The organism is Streptomyces sp. G45, from assembly GCF_049542095.1.
Lineage (GTDB): Bacteria > Actinomycetota > Actinomycetes > Streptomycetales > Streptomycetaceae > Streptomyces.
The window spans coordinates 6339029-6359526 of the sequence record NZ_JBMUZU010000001.1 but is presented as its reverse complement, the minus strand read 5'-3'; the positions used below and the strand labels follow the sequence as shown (position 1 = coordinate 6359526).

Below are 20498 nucleotides of genomic sequence, written 5' to 3'. Positions count from 1 at the left end.
CAGCACCGTTATGGCGCCTTTGCCAATTCTTGACCCTCGTGACACTGCCCAGACCGGGCACCGCGATGCGTTCCACCCAGCCAAGGCACAGGGGCAGTCTATGGTCCCAGCCGGAGCGGGTGGCGGTGATGAGTTTCGCCTGGCCGGGGCCAGTTGTCAGTGGCGGCTGCTATCCCTGTCGTCATGACGAAGCAGGACGGTCACTCGCGCCGGAGCGAGGCCACCGACGGTCGGATGTGGGGTAAGGAGTGGGGGCTGCCGCGCCCCTATCCCGTGATCTGTCATCTCCTGGACACGGCCGCGGCGTTCGGGGTGCTGTGGGACGTGCTGCTCAGCGACCGCGTGCGTGAGCGGATAGCTGTCGCGCTGGGCCTGTCGGTGAGCGAGGCTCGTGCGGTGGGCTCGTTCTGGGCGGCGTTGCACGACCTGGGCAAGATCACTCCGCCGTTTCAGGCCCAGGTGCCGAACGCGTTCGCGGCCGTGCAGGACGATCCCGGCTACGCGTTCGCTCCCGGAGCAGCTGACGAGCGGGCCTTTCGACATGAGATGGCGACGCACTGGGCGGTCGCGCTGCTGTTGGAGGAGGCTGGTTACCCAGGGCATCGGCGGCGTATGCGACAGGCGGTGTGGCATCAGGTCGCCCAGATGCTGGGAGGTCACCACGGGTGCTTCGGTCAGGTGCTGCTGGCCAAGGAGATGGCCGATCCGAGTGGCTATCAGCCGGGTCTTGGTGAGGAGGGCTGGGCGGTTCAACGAGGGGCGCATTTCACGGAGTTGCGGCGCCTGACGTGTGCTGATGCCGTACCGACCGGAGGGCTGCCCGCCGAACTGAGTGTGATCGTCTCCAGTCTGGTGGTGATCGCGGACTGGCTGGCCAGCCAGAAGGACGTGATCGTTCCGAGGCTGCCGCCCGAGGACTGGCGGGCGAGCGCCGAAGAGCTGGACGCGCACTGGGACCGTGCCCGCGCGGCCGCGCCGAACTGGGTGTCCAGGGCCCAGCTGGGCCGTGCGCAGTTCGAGGCCGAGTCCTTCGGCGAAATGTTCCCCTTCACCCCCAACGCCCTTCAAGGTGACCTGGCGAGCCGGTTTCCGGAGCTCGTGGCGGCCAAGGGCGCGGGCCTGCTGCTGGTCACGGCGCCTACCGGTGATGGAAAGACGGAGGCCGCGTTGTACGCGGCGTCGGTGTTGGGCCGGGCCGCCGGGGCGCGGGGGCTCTACTTCGCGCTGCCCACGATGGCCACCGCAGACGCGATGTTCCCGCGGGTGAGGAAGTTCGCGCTGTCCGCAATGGGTGGGGAGCGGGCGTTGACGCTGCTGCACTCCATGGCCTGGCTCAGCCCGCTGTACGCCGAGGGTGACGCCGCAGGTGAGGAGGCGGAGGTGCCGGATGGTGAGATCAGCGCGGATACGGAGACCGCAACGGCGGCGGGTACCTGGCTGCGGGGGCACAAGCGCGGGCTGCTGGCCCCGCTCGGCGCGGGCACCATTGACCAGGCGCTCAGTGGCGTTCTCCCGCTCAAGCACAACGCTTTGCGGCTGTTCGGTCTGTCCGACAAGGTCCTGGTCGTCGATGAGGCCCACGCCTACGGCCCGTGGATGCACCAGTTGCTGGTCCGTCTGCTGGAGTGGCTGGGGGCGTTCCGCGCACCGGTGATCCTGCTGTCGGCGACGCTGACAGGCCGTACGGCGACTTCGCTGGTGGACGCCTATCGGCGGGGGGCTGGCTTCCTGGAGCCGTCCGTGGTCGAACCGCAGTATCCGGGCTGGCTGTTTTCCGATGCCGCCACGGGCTCTGTCTCGCCCGCCGCAGGCGGTGAAGAGCGAGCGGGCCCGTCGCATCGACCTCGCTGTCCGGCCGGTCGTGTGGGACACGGAGGCGGACCTGGCGCGGCCACCGCGTCCCGGCGGCCGACGCGAGGCACTGCGAGAGGCGCTGCACCCGGTTGCTTCTGACGGGGGTACCGCGCTGGTGTGCTGCACAACGGTCGCCGAGGCACAGCAGACCTACCGGGACCTTCGCCGGGCGTTCCCCGAACTCGCCCAGCGGGAGGGCGGGTTGCGTCTGCTGCACTCGCGCTATCCGGCGCACGTGCGGCAGCGCATCACCGCCGAGTGCGAGACCTCGTACGGTAAGCCCTATGGCGAGGAGGACATCGCCCAGCCGCGTCCGGCGTCCATCCTCGTGGCCACCCAGGTCGTCGAGCAGTCCCTTGATCTCGATTTCGATCTGATCGTCAGCGACCTCGCCCCGCTGGCCCAGCTCCTCCAGCGAGCCGGGCGCGGCCGCCGCCACCAGCGCGGCGCGACCGGGCGCCCCACCTGGGCGCTTCCTGAAGAGGAACCGCGTCTCATCGTCCTTGAACCCGTCGATTCCGAGGGGGTTACCGATGGACCTCGAAGCTGGGGCCCGGTCTACGATGCCGGGCTGCTGCGCCGGACCGCCCTCATCCTGGCCGAGGCGGAAGCGGCGGGCATCGACGTTCCCGGCGACGTTCAGAAACTGATCGACGCGGTGTACGCGGAGGACTTCGTCGACCGGCTGGCCGGGGCCGCCGAACAGGAGCAGCAGCGCATCCTGGACGCCGAGCGGCAGGCCGAGGAGATGGCGCAGACCCACCTGGCCAGCATGGTGCACATCCGCGCCCCGGCGGACGTGGCCGGTGACCTTCACCGGCTCAGCGAGCGGAAGGCAGGCGTCACGGAGGAACTGCTGACATCACGTCTGGGAGCGGACACAGGCCGGGTGTTGTGTCTGTATGAGCAGAGTGATGACTCACTGGCGCTCGACGAGGCAGGAACCCTTCGGCTGCCCGCCGACGTCCGCAGGCTCCCCCGGCGTCACCTGGCGCAGATCATTTCCCACGCCGCCCCGGTGCCGGGCACGTGGCTGCGGGGCGACAGCGGCCACGCGACGCCTCAGGGGTGGGACGAGCAGCCGCTGCTCCGCGAGGTCGTGCTGCTGCGCATGCGGCCAGAGCCCGATGACGGCTCAGGTGTCGCCTGGTCCTGCCGCCACGGAGACCGCACCATCCGGACATCGGACGTCGGCCTGGAGATCGTATAGCCGCGCTGTCGAGCTTCGCGCGGACACAGCTCCCGGCCTCCTCGCCACCCTTCACCTGGAGCCCCATCGATGCCTACACGCGCCTACAGCCTGCTCCGCGAACCGTGGATCCCGGTCCACTGGTCGCCAGCCGCCACTCACCCATCACCTGGCGAGCCCCCCGACCACATCGGGCTGCGCGAGCTGTTCCTGCGGAGTGCCGACATCACGGCCTTGGCGGTCACCTCCCCTCCGGCGCACTCCGCCCTCCTGCGGATCCTGTACGCGCTCACTGCCCGAGTAACCGGTCTGGACGAGACAGGCACCACGGACTGGGGCTCGCGGCTCCAAGGCGTCTGGGATGAGGGCGAGTTGCCGAGGAAGGGCATTGACGACTACTTCGCCAAGTACGAGGACCGCTTCTGGCTGTTCGACCCAGCGGGCGGTCGCCCGTGGATGCAGGACGCTCGCCTGGCCGAGCAGTGCGATCCGGACAACACCGCCGGGGTGAACAAGCTGATCGTCACACGCGCCTCGGGCAACAACCACGCCTGGTTCAGGCCTGACAGGGACGCCCACCCCGATCTTCCCACGGCGTCGGAGGCCGTGCTGAACCTGCTGGTGTGGCACTACTACGGGCCCTCTGGCCGCTGCTCGTCCCGGGAAGTGAACGGCGTGAAGAGCGCCAGCATGACGGCGGGCCCGCTGCGTACCGCGCTGTCGTACCACCCTGAGGGAGACACGCTCTTCGAGACGCTGCTGGCCGGGCTGCTCAGGCCGGACGTCACCGTGATGTCCGCGCGGGATCAGTGCCCGTGGGAGTGGGCTGAGTTGCCGGACCCGGACGCGGCGCCCCCCGAGCCGGTGGGTCCCTGTTCCCGGCTCACCGCCTGCTCCCAGCACGCGCTGCTTCTGGTGCCGCAGGGGCAGGACGGCCAGGTGGTGCGGGACGCCTACATCACCTGGGCGTACCGTAAGGGCCGTATCCCACGGAGTGATCCCTTCCTGATCTGGCAGGTGAGCCAGCAGGGCAATCCCTACCCGCGTCCGGCTGACTCCCGGCGCGCGTTGTGGCGGGACCTGGATGCCCTGCTCCTGAAGGAACCCCCGGGACCGCCCAGCCGAAGCGGCCCGAGGTCTTCGGCTATGCCTTCGAGGTGTCGGAGGACCTCCGGGTGCGATCCCTTGGTTTCGAGCAGGAAGCCCAGGCCAAGGACATCCAGTTCGTATCCGGCACCACGCCTGCGGTGCTGGGCTTCGCGGAGCGGGAGACACCGCGTACCGCTCTGCCGGTGGCGCGGCTGCGGCAGCTCGGCGAGCTGTACGGGAAGCGGCTGGACAGATCGGTGAGACAGGCCTGGTCCGCCTACGTTCGTGACCCGAAGGACAAGGGCGAGGCGTGGGCCGGGGAGGCCGCCGCGCGTTACTGGCCGCGCGCCGAGGCCGAGTTCTGGGACCACTTCCACCGCCTGGACCGCTCGGGCAAGTCCCTGGACGCGGGCTTCGACCGGGCTGGAGCACGAGCGGCGTTTCTGGCCTTGGCGGTTGCGGCCTACGACACGGTGACGGCTTCCGTCACCCGTACGCAGCGCGGCGCCAAGGCCGTCTCGGATGCCCGGATCGGGTTGTACGGCGGAGTGCGGACGAAGAAGACCACCGGAGCTTCGAAGGCGCAGGACGCACCTGCACCCCGGGCGGACGAGAGCTAGAGGGACGAGGAAGAGGATGACCACTCAGGCCGCTACTACGGACCCGGCCGCGGCACGGCGTCAGCGTCTGCTCACCTACACCCAGCGGGTGGAGCGGCTCTGTCACAAGGATCCCGGTGCCCGAAGCGCGCTGCGCGGTGGCCTCCGCCGAGGGATCAATGACCGCCTGACACAGCGCATGCACCGGTTCGTCGCCCCCTGGCTACCGGACCACGCCCTCGGATCGGACACCGATCAGCGGGCCTACTACGCGGTGGCCTCGATGATCGCGGCGCAGCCGCGCAGCGGATCGGCCACCGCGGACCCACCTGACGAACGGGCAGCCGACGGGGGCGCCGCGGCCTCCCCCGCCGAGACTCCGGGTGAACCGGATGCGGGGGCACCTGCGGAGCCATCGGACGCGCAGCGCTACGGCGCGAGCCTGGGCGCCGCCTTCGCCGCCGCCGTCACGACCGGTCCCGGCCGGGACAAAGCGATGCGGGAGTCGGGGGCTGAAGCGCGGCTGAATCTCCTCACCCGGCAGAGCATTGACGGCCTGCACCGTCATCTTCCCGCCGCTGTCGGCTATTTGCGCAGCGTGGACGTCCCCGTCGACTGGCCTCAGCTCCTGAGTGATCTGCTCGCCTGGCCACAGCACTCCGGGCGGATCTCGCGGCGGTGGCTTCAGGACTACTACCGGCAGCGTTCCGCAGATGAGCACAAGCGGGCCCAGCAGGCCGACGCCGAAGCGACCGCCCTGGAGGAGTCCAGCCAGTTCGAGGCCGGGGGGTGACCGGCACCGCTCTCACACGTCCGCTTGCGCCCCGCACCTCCGCATCACCTACCTCTCTCAGGGAGATCACCGTGTCCGTTGCTGCCCGCTTCATCGACATCCACGTCCTTCAGACGGTCCCCTTCGCCAACTTGAACAGGGACGATACGAACTCCGTCAAAACCGTCCAGTACGGCGACACGCTGCGCACCCGTGTCAGCAGCCAGTCCTGGAAGCGTGCCGTCCGTACCGTCTTCGAGGAGAAGATCGGCGAAGCGGCGCTGCGTACCCGCCGTATCGGCGAACGCGTCACCCGGGAACTGGAGGGCCGGAACTGGCCTGAGGCCGAGGCCCAGCGCGCGGGCGCGCACGTGGCGGCGGCCAGCAGCATCAAGTTCGAACTCGCCAAGAACCCGGATGACCCCCAGCAGATCCTGCCCAACAAGGTGCTCACCAACGCGATGGTGTATGTGCCGCAGGCGGCGGTGTCGGAGCTGGCCGATCTCGCCGAGGCCCATCGCGAGGCGGTGGGCAAGGCCAAGGACATCAAAAAGCCCTCCGACAAGAGCGTGCTGCCCAAGGACGAGGTCGAGGCGGTGCTGCGCTCGCGCAACGGCGTCATCAACCTCTTCGGCCGGATGCTCGCCGAAGTCGACAACGCCGGGGTGGACGGCGCCGTCCAGGTCGCCCACGCACTGACCACCCATCAGACGGACGTCGAGCTGGACTACTTCTCCGCCGTCGACGACATCACCGCCGCCTGGGGTGATGCCACCGGCAGCGGCCACATGGGACACTCCGAGTTCAGCGCCGGTACCTTCTACCGCTACGCCACCGTCGACCTGCGTGACCTCGCCGCCAACATCGGCGACAAACCGCAGGCGGCCCGCGATTTGGCCGGAGCATTCCTCGCCGCGTTCATCGAGTCCCTCCCGCAGGCCAAGAAGAACTCCACCGCCCCCCACACCATCCCCGACCTGGTCCACCTCTCCGTACGCACCGACCGCCCGCTGTCCTACGCGGCGGCCTTCGAAGAGCCCGTCCACGCCCGCGGCGGCTTCGCTCGGGAGTCCTGGGCCCGGCTCGACGAATACGCCCAGGAGGCGAACACGCTGCTCGGCGGCGGGCGCATCCTCACCTCCGGCTGGGCCGGACGGGAGGCCAAGGACCTGACCGGCCTCGGCCAGCGCCACGGCTCGTTCGACGGCCTGATCACCGCCGCCCTCGACGCCGCCCTCGCCCAGCACCAGGACGCGTCGGCGTGACCTCCCCCCACGCCCCGACCACGCCCACGGCCACCGGCCTGCTCCTGCGGCTGACCGGACCGCTCCAGTCCTGGGGCGAGCGCAGCCCCTTCAACGAGCGGGACACCGCCCTGTTCCCCACCCGCTCCGGCGTCATCGGCCTGCTGGCGTCCGCGCTCGGCCGAAGCCGCGACCAGCCGCCCAGCGACCTCGCCCGGCTCTCGCTGACCATCCGCGTCGACCGGCCCGGCGTGCCGCTGCGCGACCTGCACACCGTCGGCGGCGGCCTGCCCGCCAAAGCCACCGTCACCACCGCGGAGGGCAAGAAGCGCTCCAGCAGCACCAGCACGCTGCTCACCCACCGCACCTACCTCGCTGACGCGGCCTTCACCGTCGCCGTCACCGGCGGCCCCGCCGAGGCAGAACTCCTCGACCAGGCCGCACAGGCACTCACGGCACCGCGATGGCCGCTCTTCCTGGGCCGCCGATCGTGCCCGCCCGAGGGCCCCGTACTGCTGGGCGCGTCCGAGGATCCCCTCCACCACCTCGTGCGTCTCCCCCTCGCCGCACCCCGCCCACGCAACGGCGGCCAGGACGTCGAATTCCTCTCCGACCAGCCCCTGAACACGCTCCGGGCCCCGCAGGAACCAGAGTCCGGCGACGACCAGAACGGCACGCACCCCGTGAGCGAGATCAACGACCAGCCAGTCTCCTTCCGCCCCGGCCACCGCGCCCACCGCACCCGCGCCCTCTACCGCCGCACCCTGCGCCTTCCCGCCGACCAGCACGCCGGTCTCGGCCTTCGCCATCTGACCGCCCTCACCGCGTACGTACGCGAGCACCTCGACCGCGCCGCACTGGAAGGAGACCGTCGTTGACCACCTGGCTGACCCGCATCGTCCCCGACCAGCGCTCCCGCGACGCCCGCCACGACCTCAACGGCACCGAAGCAGCCGTCGGTCTGCACCACCGCCTCATGACCCTCTTCCCCGCCCACGCGGGCCCCGACCCACGCGCCCGCTTCGGCGTCCTGTTCCGCGTCGAGGACACCCCCACCGGAACCCACATCCTGCTGCAAAGCACCCACGAACCCGACCTCAGCCAGCTCCCCATCGGCTACGGCAACGGGACAACCCGCCCCCTGGATGCGCTCCTTGACGCCCTGCGCCCCGGCCTGACGGTCCACTACCGCTGCGTGGCCAGCGCCGTCCGCAAACCCGGCGCCACCACCCGACGCCTCTACAACCTGCCCGCCGTCGTCCCCCTGAACGGCGCCGACGCCGACGCATGGTGGCTGCGCCAAACAGACACCGCCGGACTCAAACCCCTCACCCTGCGCTCCCACCCCCTCGAAGCCGCCCGCGGGGCCCGCGGCCCCCGCAACTCCCGCCAGCAGCAGCACATCTGCCACGCCCGCACACGCTTCGACGGCACCGCCGCCATCATCGACCCCGACCTCCTCCGCACGAAGATCATCGAAGGCATCGGCCGCGGCAAGGCCTACGGCTGCGGCCTGCTCAGCATCGCCCCCGCCCGGGAGCCCTCATGACCAGACCAGCCCCCGCACGCGCCCGCCGCACCCCCGCCGACGCCCGGCGCCGCCTCGCCGCCCCCACCGTCGCGATGCTCCCGCGCATCGCCGACTCCCTGTCCTTCCTGTACCTGGACATCGTCCGCATCCACCAAGACGACACCGGCGTCTGCGCCGAAGTCACCAGCGACCGCCGCGGCACCGAAACCCTCTACCTCCCCACCGCCGCCCTCAGCTGCGTCCTGCTCGGCCCCGGCACCTCCATCACCGCCCGCGCCCTGGCCACCCTGGCCCGCCACGGCACCACCGTCCTGATCACCGGCTCCGGCGGCGTCCGCTGCTACGCCGCCGCCCTGCCCGACTCCCTGTCCACCACCTGGCTCGAACGCCAGACCCGCGCCTGGGCCGACGACACCCAACGCCTCGCCGTCGCCACCGCCATGTACGAAAGGCGCTTCGGCCACGGCACCGCCCCACCCCAGCCCACCCTCGACCAACTCCGCGGCCTCGAAGGCAAACGCGTCAAAGCCCACTACCGCCTACTCGCCCAACAACACAAGATCGGCCGCTTCCGCCGCGCCTACGACCCCGCCTCCTGGGACACCCAAGACCCCGTCAACCTGGCCCTCTCCTCAGCCAACACCTGCCTATACGGCATCGTCCACGCCGCCATCCTCGCCCTTGGCTGCTCACCCGCCCTCGGCTTCGTCCACAACGGCAACCAGCAAGCCTTCGTCTACGACATCGCCGACCTCTACAAGGCCGAACTCACCATCCCCCTCGCCTTCTCCCTCCACTCCGCCACCAACCCGGAAGCCGACGCCCGCCGCTCCTTCCGAGACGGCCTGCGCCTCTTCAAACTCCTCCCCCGCATCGTCACCGACATCCAGCAACTCCTCGACCCCCAAACCCCCTACGACACTCCAGACCCCGAAGAGCACCTCGTCGACCTCTGGGACCCCATCAGCGGCGCCATCCCCGGCGGCATGAACCACGCAACCGACCCCTGACCCCGCCCCCAAAGGACCCACCCCCGATGGCCTCGATGATCGTCCTCTCCGCCACCGCCGTACCCGACCACCTCCGCGGCGCCCTCACCCGCTGGCTCCTCGAAGTCACCCCCCACCTGTACGTCGGAACCGTCTCCGCCCGCGTACGCGACGAACTGTGGTCCGCCGTATCCGCCACCACCGGCGACGGCATGTCCGTCCTCGCCTACCCCAGCGACAACGAACAAGGCTTCACCCTCCGCACCGCAGGCACCCGCCGCCGCACCCCCACCGACTTCGACGGCCTCACTCTCATCGCCTTCCAGAACGAAAGCAAAGAACACGCAAAGCCGCTATAAACCCGCAGTTCATGAAGGGTGCTCTCCGCGCGAGCGGAGGTAGTCCGGCGCGCCCGGGCACGGGCTTCGGGGTGCAAGAGTGCTCTCCGCGCGAGCGGAGGTAGTCCGGTGCTGGAGACCGTGCGCCTGCAACTGGACGAGTGCTCTCCGCGCGAGCGGAGGTAGTCCGTGCGTCGACCTGCTGCGCGAGGCGCTGGGGATGTGCTCTCCGCGCGAGCGGAGGTAGTCCAGATGGTGCCGAGCACGTCCCCCGGGTTGGCGTGTGCTCTCCGCGCGAGCGGAGGTAGTCCGGACGGGCCGCGGGCCGCCGCCCTGGCGATGGAGTGCTCTCCGCGCGAGCGGAGGTAGTCCGCTATCCGTCCCAAGATCCATTACGACCCGGGCGTGCTCTCCGCGCGAGCGGAGGTAGTCCGCTGTTCCCGTCCAGCCGCCTCGCACGTCAGGCGTGCTCTCCGCGCGAGCGGAGGTAGTCCGACGAACGGCTACCTGGCCGACCTCTGGGTGGAGTGCTCTCCGCGCGAGCGGAGGTAGTCCGCGGATGAGGGCACGCCGACGCCAGCCTCGGATGTGCTCTCCGCGCGAGCGGAGGTAGTCCGTACGGCGCCGCTGGCAGCCGCAGGTGAGAGCGGTGCTCTCCGCGCGAGCGGAGGTAGTCCGGCGTTGGGGGTCGTGGCCGCCGGGGTCTGCTGGTGCTCTCCGCGCGAGCGGAGGTAGTCCGGCAGGCAGCGAGGACCGCTACAAGTACCTGTCGTGCTCTCCGCGCGAGCGGAGGTAGTCCGGCGCTCGGCCTCGCGGTAGTGCTCGGGCCCGGGTCCCTCCGCGCGAGCGGAGGTAGTCCGACGCGCGGGCTGCTGCCCGTGGGCACCGTGGAGTGCTCTCCGCGCGAGCGGAGGTAGTCCGATTCCCAGTGCTTGTATCAGTTCCCTCCGCCTGTGCTCTCCGCGCGAGCGGAGGTAGTCCGGCCGCGCCGCACTCGTCATCCCCGGCTTCACCGTGCTCTCCGCGCGAGCGGAGGTAGTCCGCGGCAGGCGCAAGCGCGGGAAGCCGCCGAGAGGTGCTCTCCGCGCGAGCGGAGGTAGTCCGACGTGCACCCCGCTCAGGCCGGGCTGGGCGGTGTGCTCTCCGCGCGAGCGGAGGTAGTCCGTCAGCGACGTCATCACGTTCGACGCAGACGACGTGCTCTCCGCGCGAGCGGAGGTAGTCCGACGAGATGCGCAGTCCGGATTGGTGCTGGACGGCGCTCTCCGCGCGAGCGGAGGTAGTCCGGCGGCGGGTGACGAACAGGCACCGGGGCAGGTGTGCTCTCCGCGCGAGCGGAGGTAGTCCGGCCGGGCTGCACCTCCTCCGGGGCCTCGACGGGTGCTCTCCGCGCGAGCGGAGGTAGTCCGCAGCGTCCTTCCCACGCTCGCCGCGGTGCCGCGTGCTCTCCGCGCGAGCGGAGGTAGTCCGGAGGGTGCCGAGCACAGCGATCCCGGCGGCCAGTGCTCTCCGCGCGAGCGGAGGTAGTCCGCGGCCGATGCCTTCGGAGTCAGGGTCCAGGTCGTGCTCTCCGCGCGAGCGGAGGTAGTCCGCAGTGCGGGCTCGCTCGGGCGTCATGCCGTGCGTGCTCTCCGCGCGAGCGGAGGTAGTCCGATCTGCAGGACGACACCGAGCGCGTGCCCCAGGTGCTCTCCGCGCGAGCGGAGGTAGTCCGACCTGCCGGTCCCAGTCGGACATCCACGGGGCGTGCTCTCCGCGCGAGCGGAGGTAGTCCGCGCTCGCGCCGGAGTTCCTGGATGGTGTGCTGGTGCTCTCCGCGCGAGCGGAGGTAGTCCGGCGCCCTCGCCCGACACCGTCGAGCGGTACCTGTGCTCTCCGCGCGAGCGGAGGTAGTCCGTCAGTCCACCTCAAGGGCGGGCGTAGCGGTCGGTGCTCTCCGCGCGAGCGGAGGTAGTCCGGGGCGCCCCGGAGGACGCCCCTTGCGTGTGTGGTGCTCTCCGCGCGAGCGGAGGTAGTCCGCAGCTGGCCGAGAGGGTTCGGCACCACGAGACGTGCTCTCCGCGCGAGCGGAGGTAGTCCGGTTTTCCAGGACTCCTACCGGCAGTCCTCGGGGTGCTCTCCGCGCGAGCGGAGGTAGTCCGCCCTGGGATCTGGCGGTCGAGTTCGGCGTGAGGTGCTCTCCGCGCGAGCGGAGGTAGTCCGATCCCCTCCTAGTGAGACGGCAGAACCCCCATGTGCTCTCCGCGCGAGCGGAGGTAGTCCGGGCTCCAGCCGCTGCAGCTGCTCCTTCTGTGTGTGCTCTCCGCGCGAGCGGAGGTAGTCCGATGAGCGACACGGACTGGGAGAAGCAGAACAAGTGCTCTCCGCGCGAGCGGAGGTAGTCCGACCGGCACAGAGCTGTTTCTGGGCAAGCTCGAGTGCTCTCCGCGCGAGCGGAGGTAGTCCGGCCAGGGACGGCACGGACACCAAGGGGTTGCTGTGCTCTCCGCGCGAGCGGAGGTAGTCCGGCCATCGACGGGGCGGAAGGGGTGAGGCGTGCGTGCTCTCCGCGCGAGCGGAGGTAGTCCGGCCATCGACGGGGCGGAAGGGGTGAGGCGTGCGTGCTCTCCGCGCGAGCGGAGGTAGTCCGCGCGCGGACCCCGAGCTCCTCGGCAGTGATGCGTGCTCTCCGCGCGAGCGGAGGTGGTCCGCTCGGAAATCAGCGGGGAATTCACGGCTCCTTGTGCTCTCCGCGCGAGCGGAGGTGGTCCTCGGTACCTCAGCGTCTTCCACTGCGGGCACTAGTGCTCTCCGCGCGAGCGGAGGTAGTCCGGACACGGCGGGTGACGGGGCCACACCACGGCCGTGCTCTCCGCGCGAGCCGAGGTAGTCCGTCGCTGCCGTAGCTGACGGTGATGAGGGAGCCGTGCTCTCCGCGCGAGCGGAGGTGGTCCGACGACCTCGGTGGCCTCGGCGTTAACGCGGTTGTGCTCTCTGGGCGAGTGGAGGTTCTCCGGGCTTCCCACCACGCTGCGTGCACTCTCGGCGGCGCCCTCGGATGGCTAACGACTGCCGGAGTGGCGCGAAGTGGTCCTTCTGTCGCGGCGGATGCGCAGAGCTTGCGCGCGAGCATCTCGACGCCGTCCTCACGTTCCCATGGCGCTGAATGCGAGGCCTGCCACGATCGTGCCCAAGCAGCCGCCCGCGATGGTCTGGGCGACCGTGTGCGCACGCAGGGCCACCCGCGACCAGGCGATCACGGCCACGAGCGGAGCCGCGAGCCAGACGAGGGCGCCGTACGCGGTCGCCAGGATGGCCAGGGAACCGGCCGCGACGCTGGTGTGCACCGAGATCTTCCAGAACACGGTGACCGGCAGCAGCACCGCCAAGGTGGCGAGCATCGCGACGACTAGGGCGAGCATCTGGCGCGGGGCGTCGAGCCAGAGCATGCCGCCGATGCCCGCGCCGACCGAGGCCATGATGACGGGGATCAGGAGCAGGCGCCGTCGGCGGTCGCCCACGTGCCGGTCCGCCCACTTCCCGGACCTGATGCCGTACTTGATGTAGGCGATGGGGATCAGCGCGGCGAAGACGATGGCCTCCGCGCCCCAGGCGAGGCCGACGAGCGGGTCCTGCTGGGCGAGGCCGGTCAGGAGGCTGACCGCGATGATGACGTTCTTGGGGTCCAGGCCGTCGGTGATGAAGCGGGCTATGTGAAGCTCGCTGGTGGTGTCCGGGTCGTGCAGGGCGGTCACGCCGTTCCTACCTTCTCGGCCCCGGTCGTCAGGGCCTTCTCGATGTCGTCCAGGCGCGTGGAGCCGTAGTAGGAACCGACACGTGTCAACCACAGCGCGTTGGACTCCTGGTCATCCCGCAGGGCCAGCAGGGGCTCGACCGTGGAGGGCACGGCGTGAGGTTCGCCGTCGACCGCGCGGCGCCGGGCGATGCGCAGGCACAGGGCCTCCGCGGCGGCCTCGGCGTCATCGCCGGTCGGGCCCGCGGCGCGTACGGCGGCCAGGGCCCGCTCCGGCAGGTCCTCTTCGATCCATGGCAGCAGTTCGTAGGTGGCGTCCCAGATCTCCACCACGCGCTGGTCGAGCCGGTCGTAGGTGTGGCGCATGAGCCAGCGGTCACGAACCAGGGAACTGCCCTCGTCGAAGTGGCGGCGAACCGTGTCCGGCGAGAGCACGACGACCAGGTCGACCCACAGCGGACGCAGGGCGATGAGGGCGCGGCGGTGGCGCAGGGCGCGGACAACGATGTCGATGGCGCGGATGCTGGAGCCCGCGATCACGGGGAGGATCGTGGCAATCTGAAGGAGGTTGCCGCCCAGGTCGAACTGGTCCTCGCTCAGGGGGAATTCGGCGCCCGCGAGCCCGTAGCCGAGGTAGGTCAGCCGGTACAGGGGGTAGGTGACGCCGAGTCCGCAGCCCACGGCCATCAGGTGCATGCAGCGGCGAAACGCCCCCGCCGGGCTGCGGCTGGCCGCCGTCGCACACAGGGCGGTGGAGAGGGTCAGGGCGATGCCGATCGGGATGAGGTAGACGGCGAGGTAGAGGGTTCCCCAGCCGTCGCCGAACTGGCCGTTGATGAAGTCGGTGTCCCCGTTGGGGGCCACCCGCGCGGGTGCGGTGCCCGGGAACGTGGCGATGGCGATCACCGCGGCCACCGCCCAGATGGCCAGACGCGGCGGCAGGTCGCCCAGGCGGCGCCACCGTGGCTCGGGCGAGCGCGCGGGTACGGCGGAGTCGACCCAGCCCACCAGGAGCAGGCAGGCCGCGACGACGGCCAGGTGCTTGGGGAGGATGGCCGCATCGCGTGTCCCCGTCAGGGAGGCGATGGCGTGTTCCAGCGGCGACAGCCGCAGGGTGGTGCCGATGGCGAGGGCGACGAAGGTCCACAGCAGGGCGTCCTTGCCGCGGCTGGGCTCGTTGCGTTTACGGCGGGAGTGGACTCGGAAGCCGACGACGACCCACAAAGGGATGATCGTCAGCAGGGCTATCGCGTCGTCGGAAGTCATAGGGACTGATCTCTGAGCAGGTGGCGCTGAACTAGCTGGACGAGCTGGGCTAGAGGACTTTGTAGAGGCTGTGGAGCAGCGGATCGCCGCTGTGCTGGTTCTCCCGGGCGTGGTCGAGCGCCTTGCGGCGCAGGGCGAAGGCGAACTTCTCTGCCTGGTCCTCGACCTTGACGTGCTCGGGGTCCTGAGGGCCCTCCTGGGAGCGGGTCCGGCCGATCAGGCAGCCGCCGAGGAAGCTCGGGCTCAGGAACTGGAAGGGCTCGGGTTCGGGCTCGGCGGGCAGCTGGACCGGCTGGTGCCCCAGCGCGATGTGCCCGCCCTCGTGGGCCAGGGTGTGGACCGCGGCCGCGCCGTTGAGTTCCGGCGCGACCCAGATCACGTCACTCCGCGCATCGGGGCGGGTCAGCCACAAGCCGTTAGCCCTCAGGCCCTTCAGCGGGGGCTGGCCGCGCCACAGCTCAAGAGGCCGGTGGTAACCGCGTCGGATCACGTCGAAGAGCGACTCGACCGTGAGGGGATCGGGCACCGGAAAGGTCGCGACGGCGCGGCGTATAGGGCTGTCGGCATAGTGGATCACCGGAGTCGTGCACCTTGCGTGGGGGGGTGTTCGGTCAGCGGTCGAGGTGTTTGCTCTGCCGTTCCATCTCCTCGACCTCTTCGAGCTTGCTCGCGAACTGGGCGACGCGGGCCTGCCCCTGCGGGGACAGTCGGCTGGCGGAACGCGCGAGCACGGCGAGCGTCTCGTTCCCGGCCTGTTCCTGCCGCTGACGCCGCTCGTTGAGGAGCCGCTCCAGCTCGGCGACAACGGCGCTCGCCGTCTTGTTCGCCTCGGTGCTGGTGAGGTTGAAGACGTCGAGAGGCATGTCGAAGAAGTCGGCTAGCACCGACATGTAGGGGGCGGTGGGGTTCGGGCCTCCCTCCCGGCGGAGGCGGCGGATGTACTCGGCGGTGATGGTGCCCTCGCCGTGGCGACGGTTGATCTCATCGGCGACCTCCTGGTTGGTGTACTCGACGTACTCACCGGGGTGCTTCGGGTCTGGCCGAGCCGCTGCCTCGAAGAGGAGGTTGAGTCGGCCAGCGAAGGTCGGCCGCCCCGAGGGGTTTGGCACTGGGGTCACGGGTAGTGGTCTTTCTGACGCGTGGTGATGTGATCACCATAGCTACAGGTCCAACGATCGTTGTAGACCCCCCTTGGCTGCAAACAATCGTTTGACTACTGATCGTTTGCATACTTTCATGGATGCGTGCAGGGCGCACCCATCCGGTCGCCCTCTGCTACCCGTGTGCCCGTACTCGATCTGGGCCGCCACCCAGACAGGGAGCCGACCGTGCCCATCCGTACCGCCGATTCGGCGCCTGGCGCGTGGGGGGCCGATGACGGCGCCAACCCGCCGCCCGCCCAGCCCCTATGGCCGTGCAGCCCGCCCGACCCGTGAGCACGGGGCGCCGTTCGCCCGGCGAAGGGCCTCACCCAGCGGGCCGCCCCGCCCGCTTGGCTTCGAAGTCCGCCCGCCACCGCGCATCGGCGGCCTGCTTGGCCTGACGCACCCGATCCACAGAGACGCCGTAGAGATCGGAAAGGGCACCGACCCACTCGTCCCTCATGCGCCCGATCCCGAGTTCCAGCTCGGAGACGTCGGACGCCTGCACGCCGAGCCGTCCGGCGACATCCTCCTGCCGGAGACCAGCGCGCGTACGCAGCACCGCGAGGTCCGCGTCGGAGGCGAGCGGCTCCAGAAGATCCGACGGGGGCACGTCGAGCTGCTCGACGAGGGCGGCGAACAAGCGGGGACTGGGCGCGCCCTTCCCCGTCGCCCAACGACCGACCGTCCCGACCGAGACGCCAACCGCCGTCGCCACATCACCCTGGGACCACCCTCGCCCTTGATAGGCGGCACGGAACCCGGCAGGACTGAAGTCTCGGACACTCTTCACTCGGCAAGTATCCCAACCGCCCCAACAGGGGCCATCGACACCAGCAGCGGGATGGAAATGATGGGTTGGAAATGATTGTATGGTGATCGCGTCGGCAGCACTCAGGTGCGTGCCGGTGGTGATCAGGGCTGCGTCCACGCGGCCCTCGAAGAACGAGTTCGGCCCACTGGCAGGAGCGCCAACTCCCAGCCAGCGAGCCGAACCCACGAAGCAGTGCGCGCCGCAGCGGGCCTCGTAAACCTCGCGGCTGCACCTTGGTTGTGGCGACAGAGCCCTGCTCTGGCGCCACTGGACGGGCGGGCGACGTGGTCGCTCGCCATCGAGGAGTGATTGTGTCATGGGACTCCCTGCGGGGACATCGGCCGTGAGCACGGGGATGCTCACTGGGCCTGAGGGCCTTGGCCTTGAAGCCTTGGCTGCCGCCCTCCGACTGGCCATGGAGGTGGGGGACCTCCGACCACCGGAGCGCGAGCCCGAACCGCTTCACATGGGTTACGAGGAAGCCGCGCGTCGGCTGAACGTTCCGGAGAAGTGGCTGCGGGCACGGATCGGGGTGCTTCCTCACCGAAAGCTGGGGAAGCACGTCAAATTCGCCGAGGAAGACATAAAGGCGATTTCGGCGATGCACTTCGTAGCACCGGGAAGTGGAACAAATTCGGGCTCCGGCAACACAGGGAAACCACAACTCATCAGGCCTTCTGTGCGGTCTCGCACGCGTTCACGCGCCTAACCTCCCCCGCTCAGGCGCTGGAACTTCTGCATGGATGCGTGCGCCTCTGATCGCCAGGAGCCATTCCCGTGAATCAAGCATTCAATTTCCCTAATCTATCGCCGTCCTTGAGTTCCGCAGTGAAGTCCGCACTGAATGACAATTGGACACCTCTGCTGGACGCGACAGAGGAAGCAAAAGGCAAAAGGTGGACGGATAACGCCCCCTGTGCAGAGTTCCGCACTGACCTCTTCTTCCCTGAAGTAGAGCACCCGTGGAGCGACCCCGACCAAATACGCCGCGACCACGGCTCTTCCCTTAGGGAACCGTTCAACGCATGCGCAAGATGCCCTTTCCCAGTTTCCGCTCGATGCCTGGTTGAGGCGCTGAGGCATGAGGACAAGTACGGGATCAGAGCCGGGCTGCTCTCTTCGGAGCGCGCTCCCCTCCTGACCGCGTGGAAGGCTCGGATCGACTCTGCTGCCGTCAGCACGGCACTGCGTGGAGTCCCGACCACCCTGACGACGCTGGAGCGGGAAGAGGCCATATCGCGCCTTGCTTCAGATCCTTCGCTGGATCCCGCTGTGGCGGCGCGAGGGTTGGGGATGTCCAGCAAGTACGTCTTCCAGCTCCTCCGTGATCACCATCAGCGACGCGAGACCGCAGCACGGCATGAGGACACCGTGGAGGACGCGGCTTGACGGCCCGGCGTGGGCCAAATAGACGCCCGCCCACTCTCCCCTTCCTCAACTTTCCGAACGGGATCTCGCATGCCTAAAATTCCGAATTTCCCACCCACTCCCCCTGGCCTGGCCATAGAGATAAACACCCTGATCCTCGAAACCGCCCATGCAAGGGCCTTCCCATCTGTCGCACCGACTAGCGGAGCACCCCAATGAGTGAAGCGGTGACGACCCTCGTATGGGGCCGGTCGAAATCCAAGAGGGCCTCACGTCTCGTGATGTTGGCCCTAGCTCGTGAAGCGGATGACCGGGGAACAGTAAGCCTTTCACTGGATCAGATAGCTGACCTTACGAATCTGTCGCCTCGCACTGTGACCAATTGCATCGCAGAGCTGTGCAAACTGAATGAGCTTACGTGCGACCGCCAACCCGGCAGAGGACGGGTTAATCGATACTCGGTAACGCTGGGAGAGGTAGCCCGCCACCCGAACAAGGCCACGGCACCTCAGAAAACACGAAGCACTTTCCAGGAAGGAACTTCCGAAGAGGCACAGCCCAGGACGGAAACCTGGAACAGTTTTCCTGGAAAAGTTCACGCAGTACGCCCTCATACGGGAAGTGTTAATACTCCCTTCGGGAGTATTAACACTTCAGGCAAGCAAGCTAGCTCGCATTCCTGCGGCGCCTCGCCGCATCAAGGTGACCCCGCGACCACCAATGTCCCCGCTGGCGCCGAAGCCGTCGTCTCGGCCCTGACCCAAGCGGGCATGCTCGTCGGATGGCGGCTGAACAGCGATGAGTGGGACCGGGTAACAGCGCTCTGCGACCGCTGGGGGCCTGAGCGGCTGGTCGAGATCATCGCCCGCCGCTGGGACCCGAAGCGCCCTCCCCAAACAGCTCGGTACCTGCTGCGCATTTGGGCCGACCTTCCGACGAACACTCCGAGCGCCCCCCAGACGGACAACATCGTCCCCCTCCGACGCTCCCCGGCCAGATGGACGTCTTTCCGGAACCCAGTGGATTCGACGGCCTACCAGAATGGATTTTGAGCATGGCTAAGCCCGAACTCGCAGCCAGCTCCCGGACGATGCGGGCCTTGGAGCGGATCATCGCCGCCAAAGGAATTCGACTGGCCCCTGACTGCGCACTGCCCGCTGGAGAAGAGCCGGGTGACCCGCTGTGGCATCGCGAAGCACGCGCCCAGTACGCCCTGGGACGTTGGCGTGCGGCCACCCCGCCGCGGTTCCGCGGGGCGGAGTCGAGCCTCCCCCAGGTCGTGGACTGGGCGGACAAGGCACTCGCTGACCCGCTGTCCGCCGGAACGCTCCTGATCACGGGATTGACCGGCACGGGGAAGACGTACGAGGCGTACGGGGCGCTCCGTCACATCGCCGCTGGTGGGCCTGAGCGCTACGAGGTGATCGCCGTCAACAGCGCCGACATGTACGGCCGTCTGCGGCCGACCCACGTAATCGGTGCCACGGAGGAGGAACTGAGGCGGCTGAGCCGGGTGCTCCTCCTCTTCCTGGACGACTTCGGCACGTCGAAGGTGTCCGAGTGGACCGAGGAGGTCACCTACCGGTTGATCAATCACCGGTACAACCACTGCCTCCCAACGATCATCACCTCCAATCTCCCCGCGAGGGACCAGCACGGCCCCGACCTGACCGACTTCGTGGGTGACCGCGTCGCGAGTCGACTGGCCGAGATGGTGACGGCGCTCGTCCCCATGGTCGGGAAGGACCGACGCCGTCAGGAACGGAGGGCTGCGTGATGCCCGTCCGACTCCGCGCTTCACAGCACACGGCCGAGACGCTGCCCGCGAACTGCGTCTTCGTCGGCCCCGGGAGCGAGTTCGCGAACCCCTTCCGGCCCGGTTTCCCCAGCGCCTCCACCCCGGCGGCCTCGATGAGCGCGGAAGAGGCCGTTGACCTCTTCGTGGCCACTCTCCGGGGCCCGGTCGGGCGTCACTACGCCGAGCGGCTCGCCGCAGACCTGCGCGGCCTCGACCTGGTCTGCACGTGCCCCCTGGACGCCCCGTGCCACGCCGACGTACTCCTCCGCCTGGCTAACGGATCACCTTTCGCCTGCCGCGACATCCCCCCGCAGCACCCAGTACTTGGAAGGCACTATTCGATGACCCACCCGATCATGCTCGCGGCGGCCGAGCGGCTCACGGCCTCCGAGAAGCGCCGCACCGCGGAGCGGGAGACCGCGTTCCGCACCTGGGGGCCACGGTCGCTCGCGGCGGCGTCGAAATACGCCCTCGCGGTACTCGGCGAAGAGGCAGCGTCGTTGTCCTGGGACGTGCTCGGGATCCTCCCCTTCGACGAGCATCTGCAAGCAGTCGCGTCACTGGACACCGTGGAAGGCCAGCACCTGGAGCTGTACTACAGCGGCGAGGACGGGGTGGAGCGGCTGATGCTCCGTGTGTCGTGCGTGTCCTGCACCCATCAAATGGCCGAGGAAGTGACCTCGCTGGAGCAGTTCGGGCGGCTGCTGTCTCGAACCGTCGCGTGGCGGGAGATCAACGGGCGGAACGGGGGTGCTCGCTGATGCGGCCCAGA

Annotated in this window: 16 protein-coding genes, 1 pseudogene and 1 CRISPR repeat array; of the genes and pseudogenes, 12 read left to right on the top strand and 5 right to left on the bottom strand. The window is 69.2% G+C overall.

Annotation, left to right across the window (positions count from 1 at the left end):
* Positions 1-183: 183 nt before the first annotated feature.
* The 9 genes and pseudogenes from ACOBQU_RS26805 (at position 184) to cas2e (ending at position 9626) form a co-directional block, all read left to right on the top strand.
* Positions 184-1953, top strand: a complete 1770-nt coding sequence (locus ACOBQU_RS26805; RefSeq protein WP_423630293.1) for a CRISPR-associated endonuclease Cas3'' — start codon at positions 184-186, stop codon at positions 1951-1953.
* Positions 1862-3064, top strand: coding sequence for a hypothetical protein (locus ACOBQU_RS26800; protein ID WP_423630291.1), 1203 nt, complete (start codon positions 1862-1864; stop codon positions 3062-3064). Before ACOBQU_RS26805 ends, ACOBQU_RS26800 begins: the two co-directional genes overlap by 92 nt.
* Positions 3065-3133: 69 nt before the next feature.
* Positions 3134-4752 (top strand): annotated as a pseudogene (casA, locus tag ACOBQU_RS26795) (type I-E CRISPR-associated protein Cse1/CasA).
* A 16-nt stretch (positions 4753-4768) separates the two neighbouring features.
* On the top strand, positions 4769-5524 hold the full coding sequence (casB, locus tag ACOBQU_RS26790; RefSeq protein WP_423630289.1) for a type I-E CRISPR-associated protein Cse2/CasB: 756 nt from the start codon (positions 4769-4771) through the stop codon (positions 5522-5524).
* Between the two features lie 71 nt (positions 5525-5595).
* Positions 5596-6768, top strand: a complete 1173-nt coding sequence (gene cas7e / locus ACOBQU_RS26785; RefSeq protein WP_423630287.1) for a type I-E CRISPR-associated protein Cas7/Cse4/CasC — start codon at positions 5596-5598, stop codon at positions 6766-6768.
* Complete coding sequence (gene cas5e / locus ACOBQU_RS26780) at positions 6765-7625, top strand: type I-E CRISPR-associated protein Cas5/CasD (protein ID WP_423630285.1); 861 nt, start codon at positions 6765-6767, stop codon at positions 7623-7625. Before cas7e ends, cas5e begins: the two co-directional genes overlap by 4 nt.
* The gene (cas6e, locus tag ACOBQU_RS26775; RefSeq protein ID WP_423630283.1) at positions 7622-8296 is read left to right on the top strand and encodes a type I-E CRISPR-associated protein Cas6/Cse3/CasE; all 675 of its coding nucleotides are present in this window, start codon (positions 7622-7624) and stop codon (positions 8294-8296) included. The genes cas5e and cas6e overlap by 4 nt, the downstream gene beginning before the upstream one ends.
* Complete coding sequence (gene cas1e / locus ACOBQU_RS26770; RefSeq protein WP_423630281.1) at positions 8293-9288, top strand: type I-E CRISPR-associated endonuclease Cas1e; 996 nt, start codon at positions 8293-8295, stop codon at positions 9286-9288. Before cas6e ends, cas1e begins: the two co-directional genes overlap by 4 nt.
* Before the next feature lie 26 nt (positions 9289-9314).
* On the top strand, positions 9315-9626 hold the full coding sequence (cas2e, locus tag ACOBQU_RS26765; RefSeq protein WP_423630279.1) for a type I-E CRISPR-associated endoribonuclease Cas2e: 312 nt from the start codon (positions 9315-9317) through the stop codon (positions 9624-9626).
* 18 nt (positions 9627-9644) lie between these two features.
* Positions 9645-12600: a CRISPR direct-repeat array (repeat unit 29 nt; unit sequence GTGCTCTCCGCGCGAGCGGAGGTAGTCCG).
* A gap of 130 nt (positions 12601-12730) precedes the next feature.
* Here cas2e and ACOBQU_RS26760 read toward each other — a convergent pair.
* The 5 genes from ACOBQU_RS26760 to ACOBQU_RS26740 form a co-directional block, all read right to left on the bottom strand.
* On the bottom strand, positions 12731-13339 hold the full coding sequence (locus ACOBQU_RS26760; protein WP_423630277.1) for a hypothetical protein: 609 nt from the start codon (positions 13337-13339) through the stop codon (positions 12731-12733).
* Positions 13336-14604 carry an MAB_1171c family putative transporter gene (locus ACOBQU_RS26755; RefSeq protein ID WP_423630275.1) on the bottom strand — a complete coding sequence of 423 codons (1269 nt, stop codon included), beginning with the start codon at positions 14602-14604 and terminating at the stop codon, positions 13336-13338. The genes ACOBQU_RS26760 and ACOBQU_RS26755 overlap by 4 nt, the downstream gene beginning before the upstream one ends.
* A 49-nt stretch (positions 14605-14653) precedes the next feature.
* Entirely contained in the window at positions 14654-15181 is a 528-nt protein-coding gene (locus ACOBQU_RS26750) for a hypothetical protein (RefSeq protein ID WP_423630273.1), read from the bottom strand.
* Between the two features lie 34 nt (positions 15182-15215).
* Positions 15216-15722, bottom strand: a complete 507-nt coding sequence (locus tag ACOBQU_RS26745; RefSeq protein WP_423630271.1) for a hypothetical protein — start codon at positions 15720-15722, stop codon at positions 15216-15218.
* Between the two features lie 349 nt (positions 15723-16071).
* Entirely contained in the window at positions 16072-16878 is an 807-nt protein-coding gene (locus ACOBQU_RS26740) for a helix-turn-helix domain-containing protein (protein WP_423630269.1), read from the bottom strand.
* Positions 16879-17337: 459 nt separating this feature from the next.
* Here ACOBQU_RS26740 and ACOBQU_RS26735 point away from each other — a divergent pair, with 459 nt between their 5' ends.
* The 3 genes from ACOBQU_RS26735 to ACOBQU_RS26725 all read left to right on the top strand — a co-directional run bounded on the left by ACOBQU_RS26735 (position 17338) and on the right by ACOBQU_RS26725 (position 20487).
* Positions 17338-17949: a WhiB family transcriptional regulator gene (locus tag ACOBQU_RS26735; RefSeq protein ID WP_423630267.1), complete on the top strand. Its 612-nt coding sequence runs from the start codon at positions 17338-17340 to the stop codon at positions 17947-17949.
* A gap of 1033 nt (positions 17950-18982) precedes the next feature.
* A complete protein-coding gene (locus ACOBQU_RS26730; protein WP_423630265.1) occupies positions 18983-19705 on the top strand; it encodes an ATP-binding protein in 723 nt (240 codons plus the stop codon).
* On the top strand, positions 19705-20487 hold the full coding sequence (locus ACOBQU_RS26725; protein WP_423630263.1) for a DUF6195 family protein: 783 nt from the start codon (positions 19705-19707) through the stop codon (positions 20485-20487). The genes ACOBQU_RS26730 and ACOBQU_RS26725 overlap by 1 nt, the downstream gene beginning before the upstream one ends.
* The last annotated feature ends 11 nt before the right edge of the window (positions 20488-20498 follow it).

Coding starts and splice junctions, on each gene's coding strand:
- ACOBQU_RS26805 (WP_423630293.1), top strand. CDS start 184: ATGACGAAGCAGGACGGTCACTCGCGCCGGAGCGAGGCCACCGACGGT.
- casB (WP_423630289.1), top strand. CDS start 4,769: ATGACCACTCAGGCCGCTACTACGGACCCGGCCGCGGCACGGCGTCAG.
- cas1e (WP_423630281.1), top strand. CDS start 8,293: ATGACCAGACCAGCCCCCGCACGCGCCCGCCGCACCCCCGCCGACGCC.
- cas2e (WP_423630279.1), top strand. CDS start 9,315: ATGGCCTCGATGATCGTCCTCTCCGCCACCGCCGTACCCGACCACCTC.
- ACOBQU_RS26755 (WP_423630275.1), bottom strand. CDS start 14,604: ATGACTTCCGACGACGCGATAGCCCTGCTGACGATCATCCCTTTGTGG.
- ACOBQU_RS26740 (WP_423630269.1), bottom strand. CDS start 16,878: ATGACACAATCACTCCTCGATGGCGAGCGACCACGTCGCCCGCCCGTC.
- ACOBQU_RS26730 (WP_423630265.1), top strand. CDS start 18,983: ATGGCTAAGCCCGAACTCGCAGCCAGCTCCCGGACGATGCGGGCCTTG.
- ACOBQU_RS26725 (WP_423630263.1), top strand. CDS start 19,705: ATGCCCGTCCGACTCCGCGCTTCACAGCACACGGCCGAGACGCTGCCC.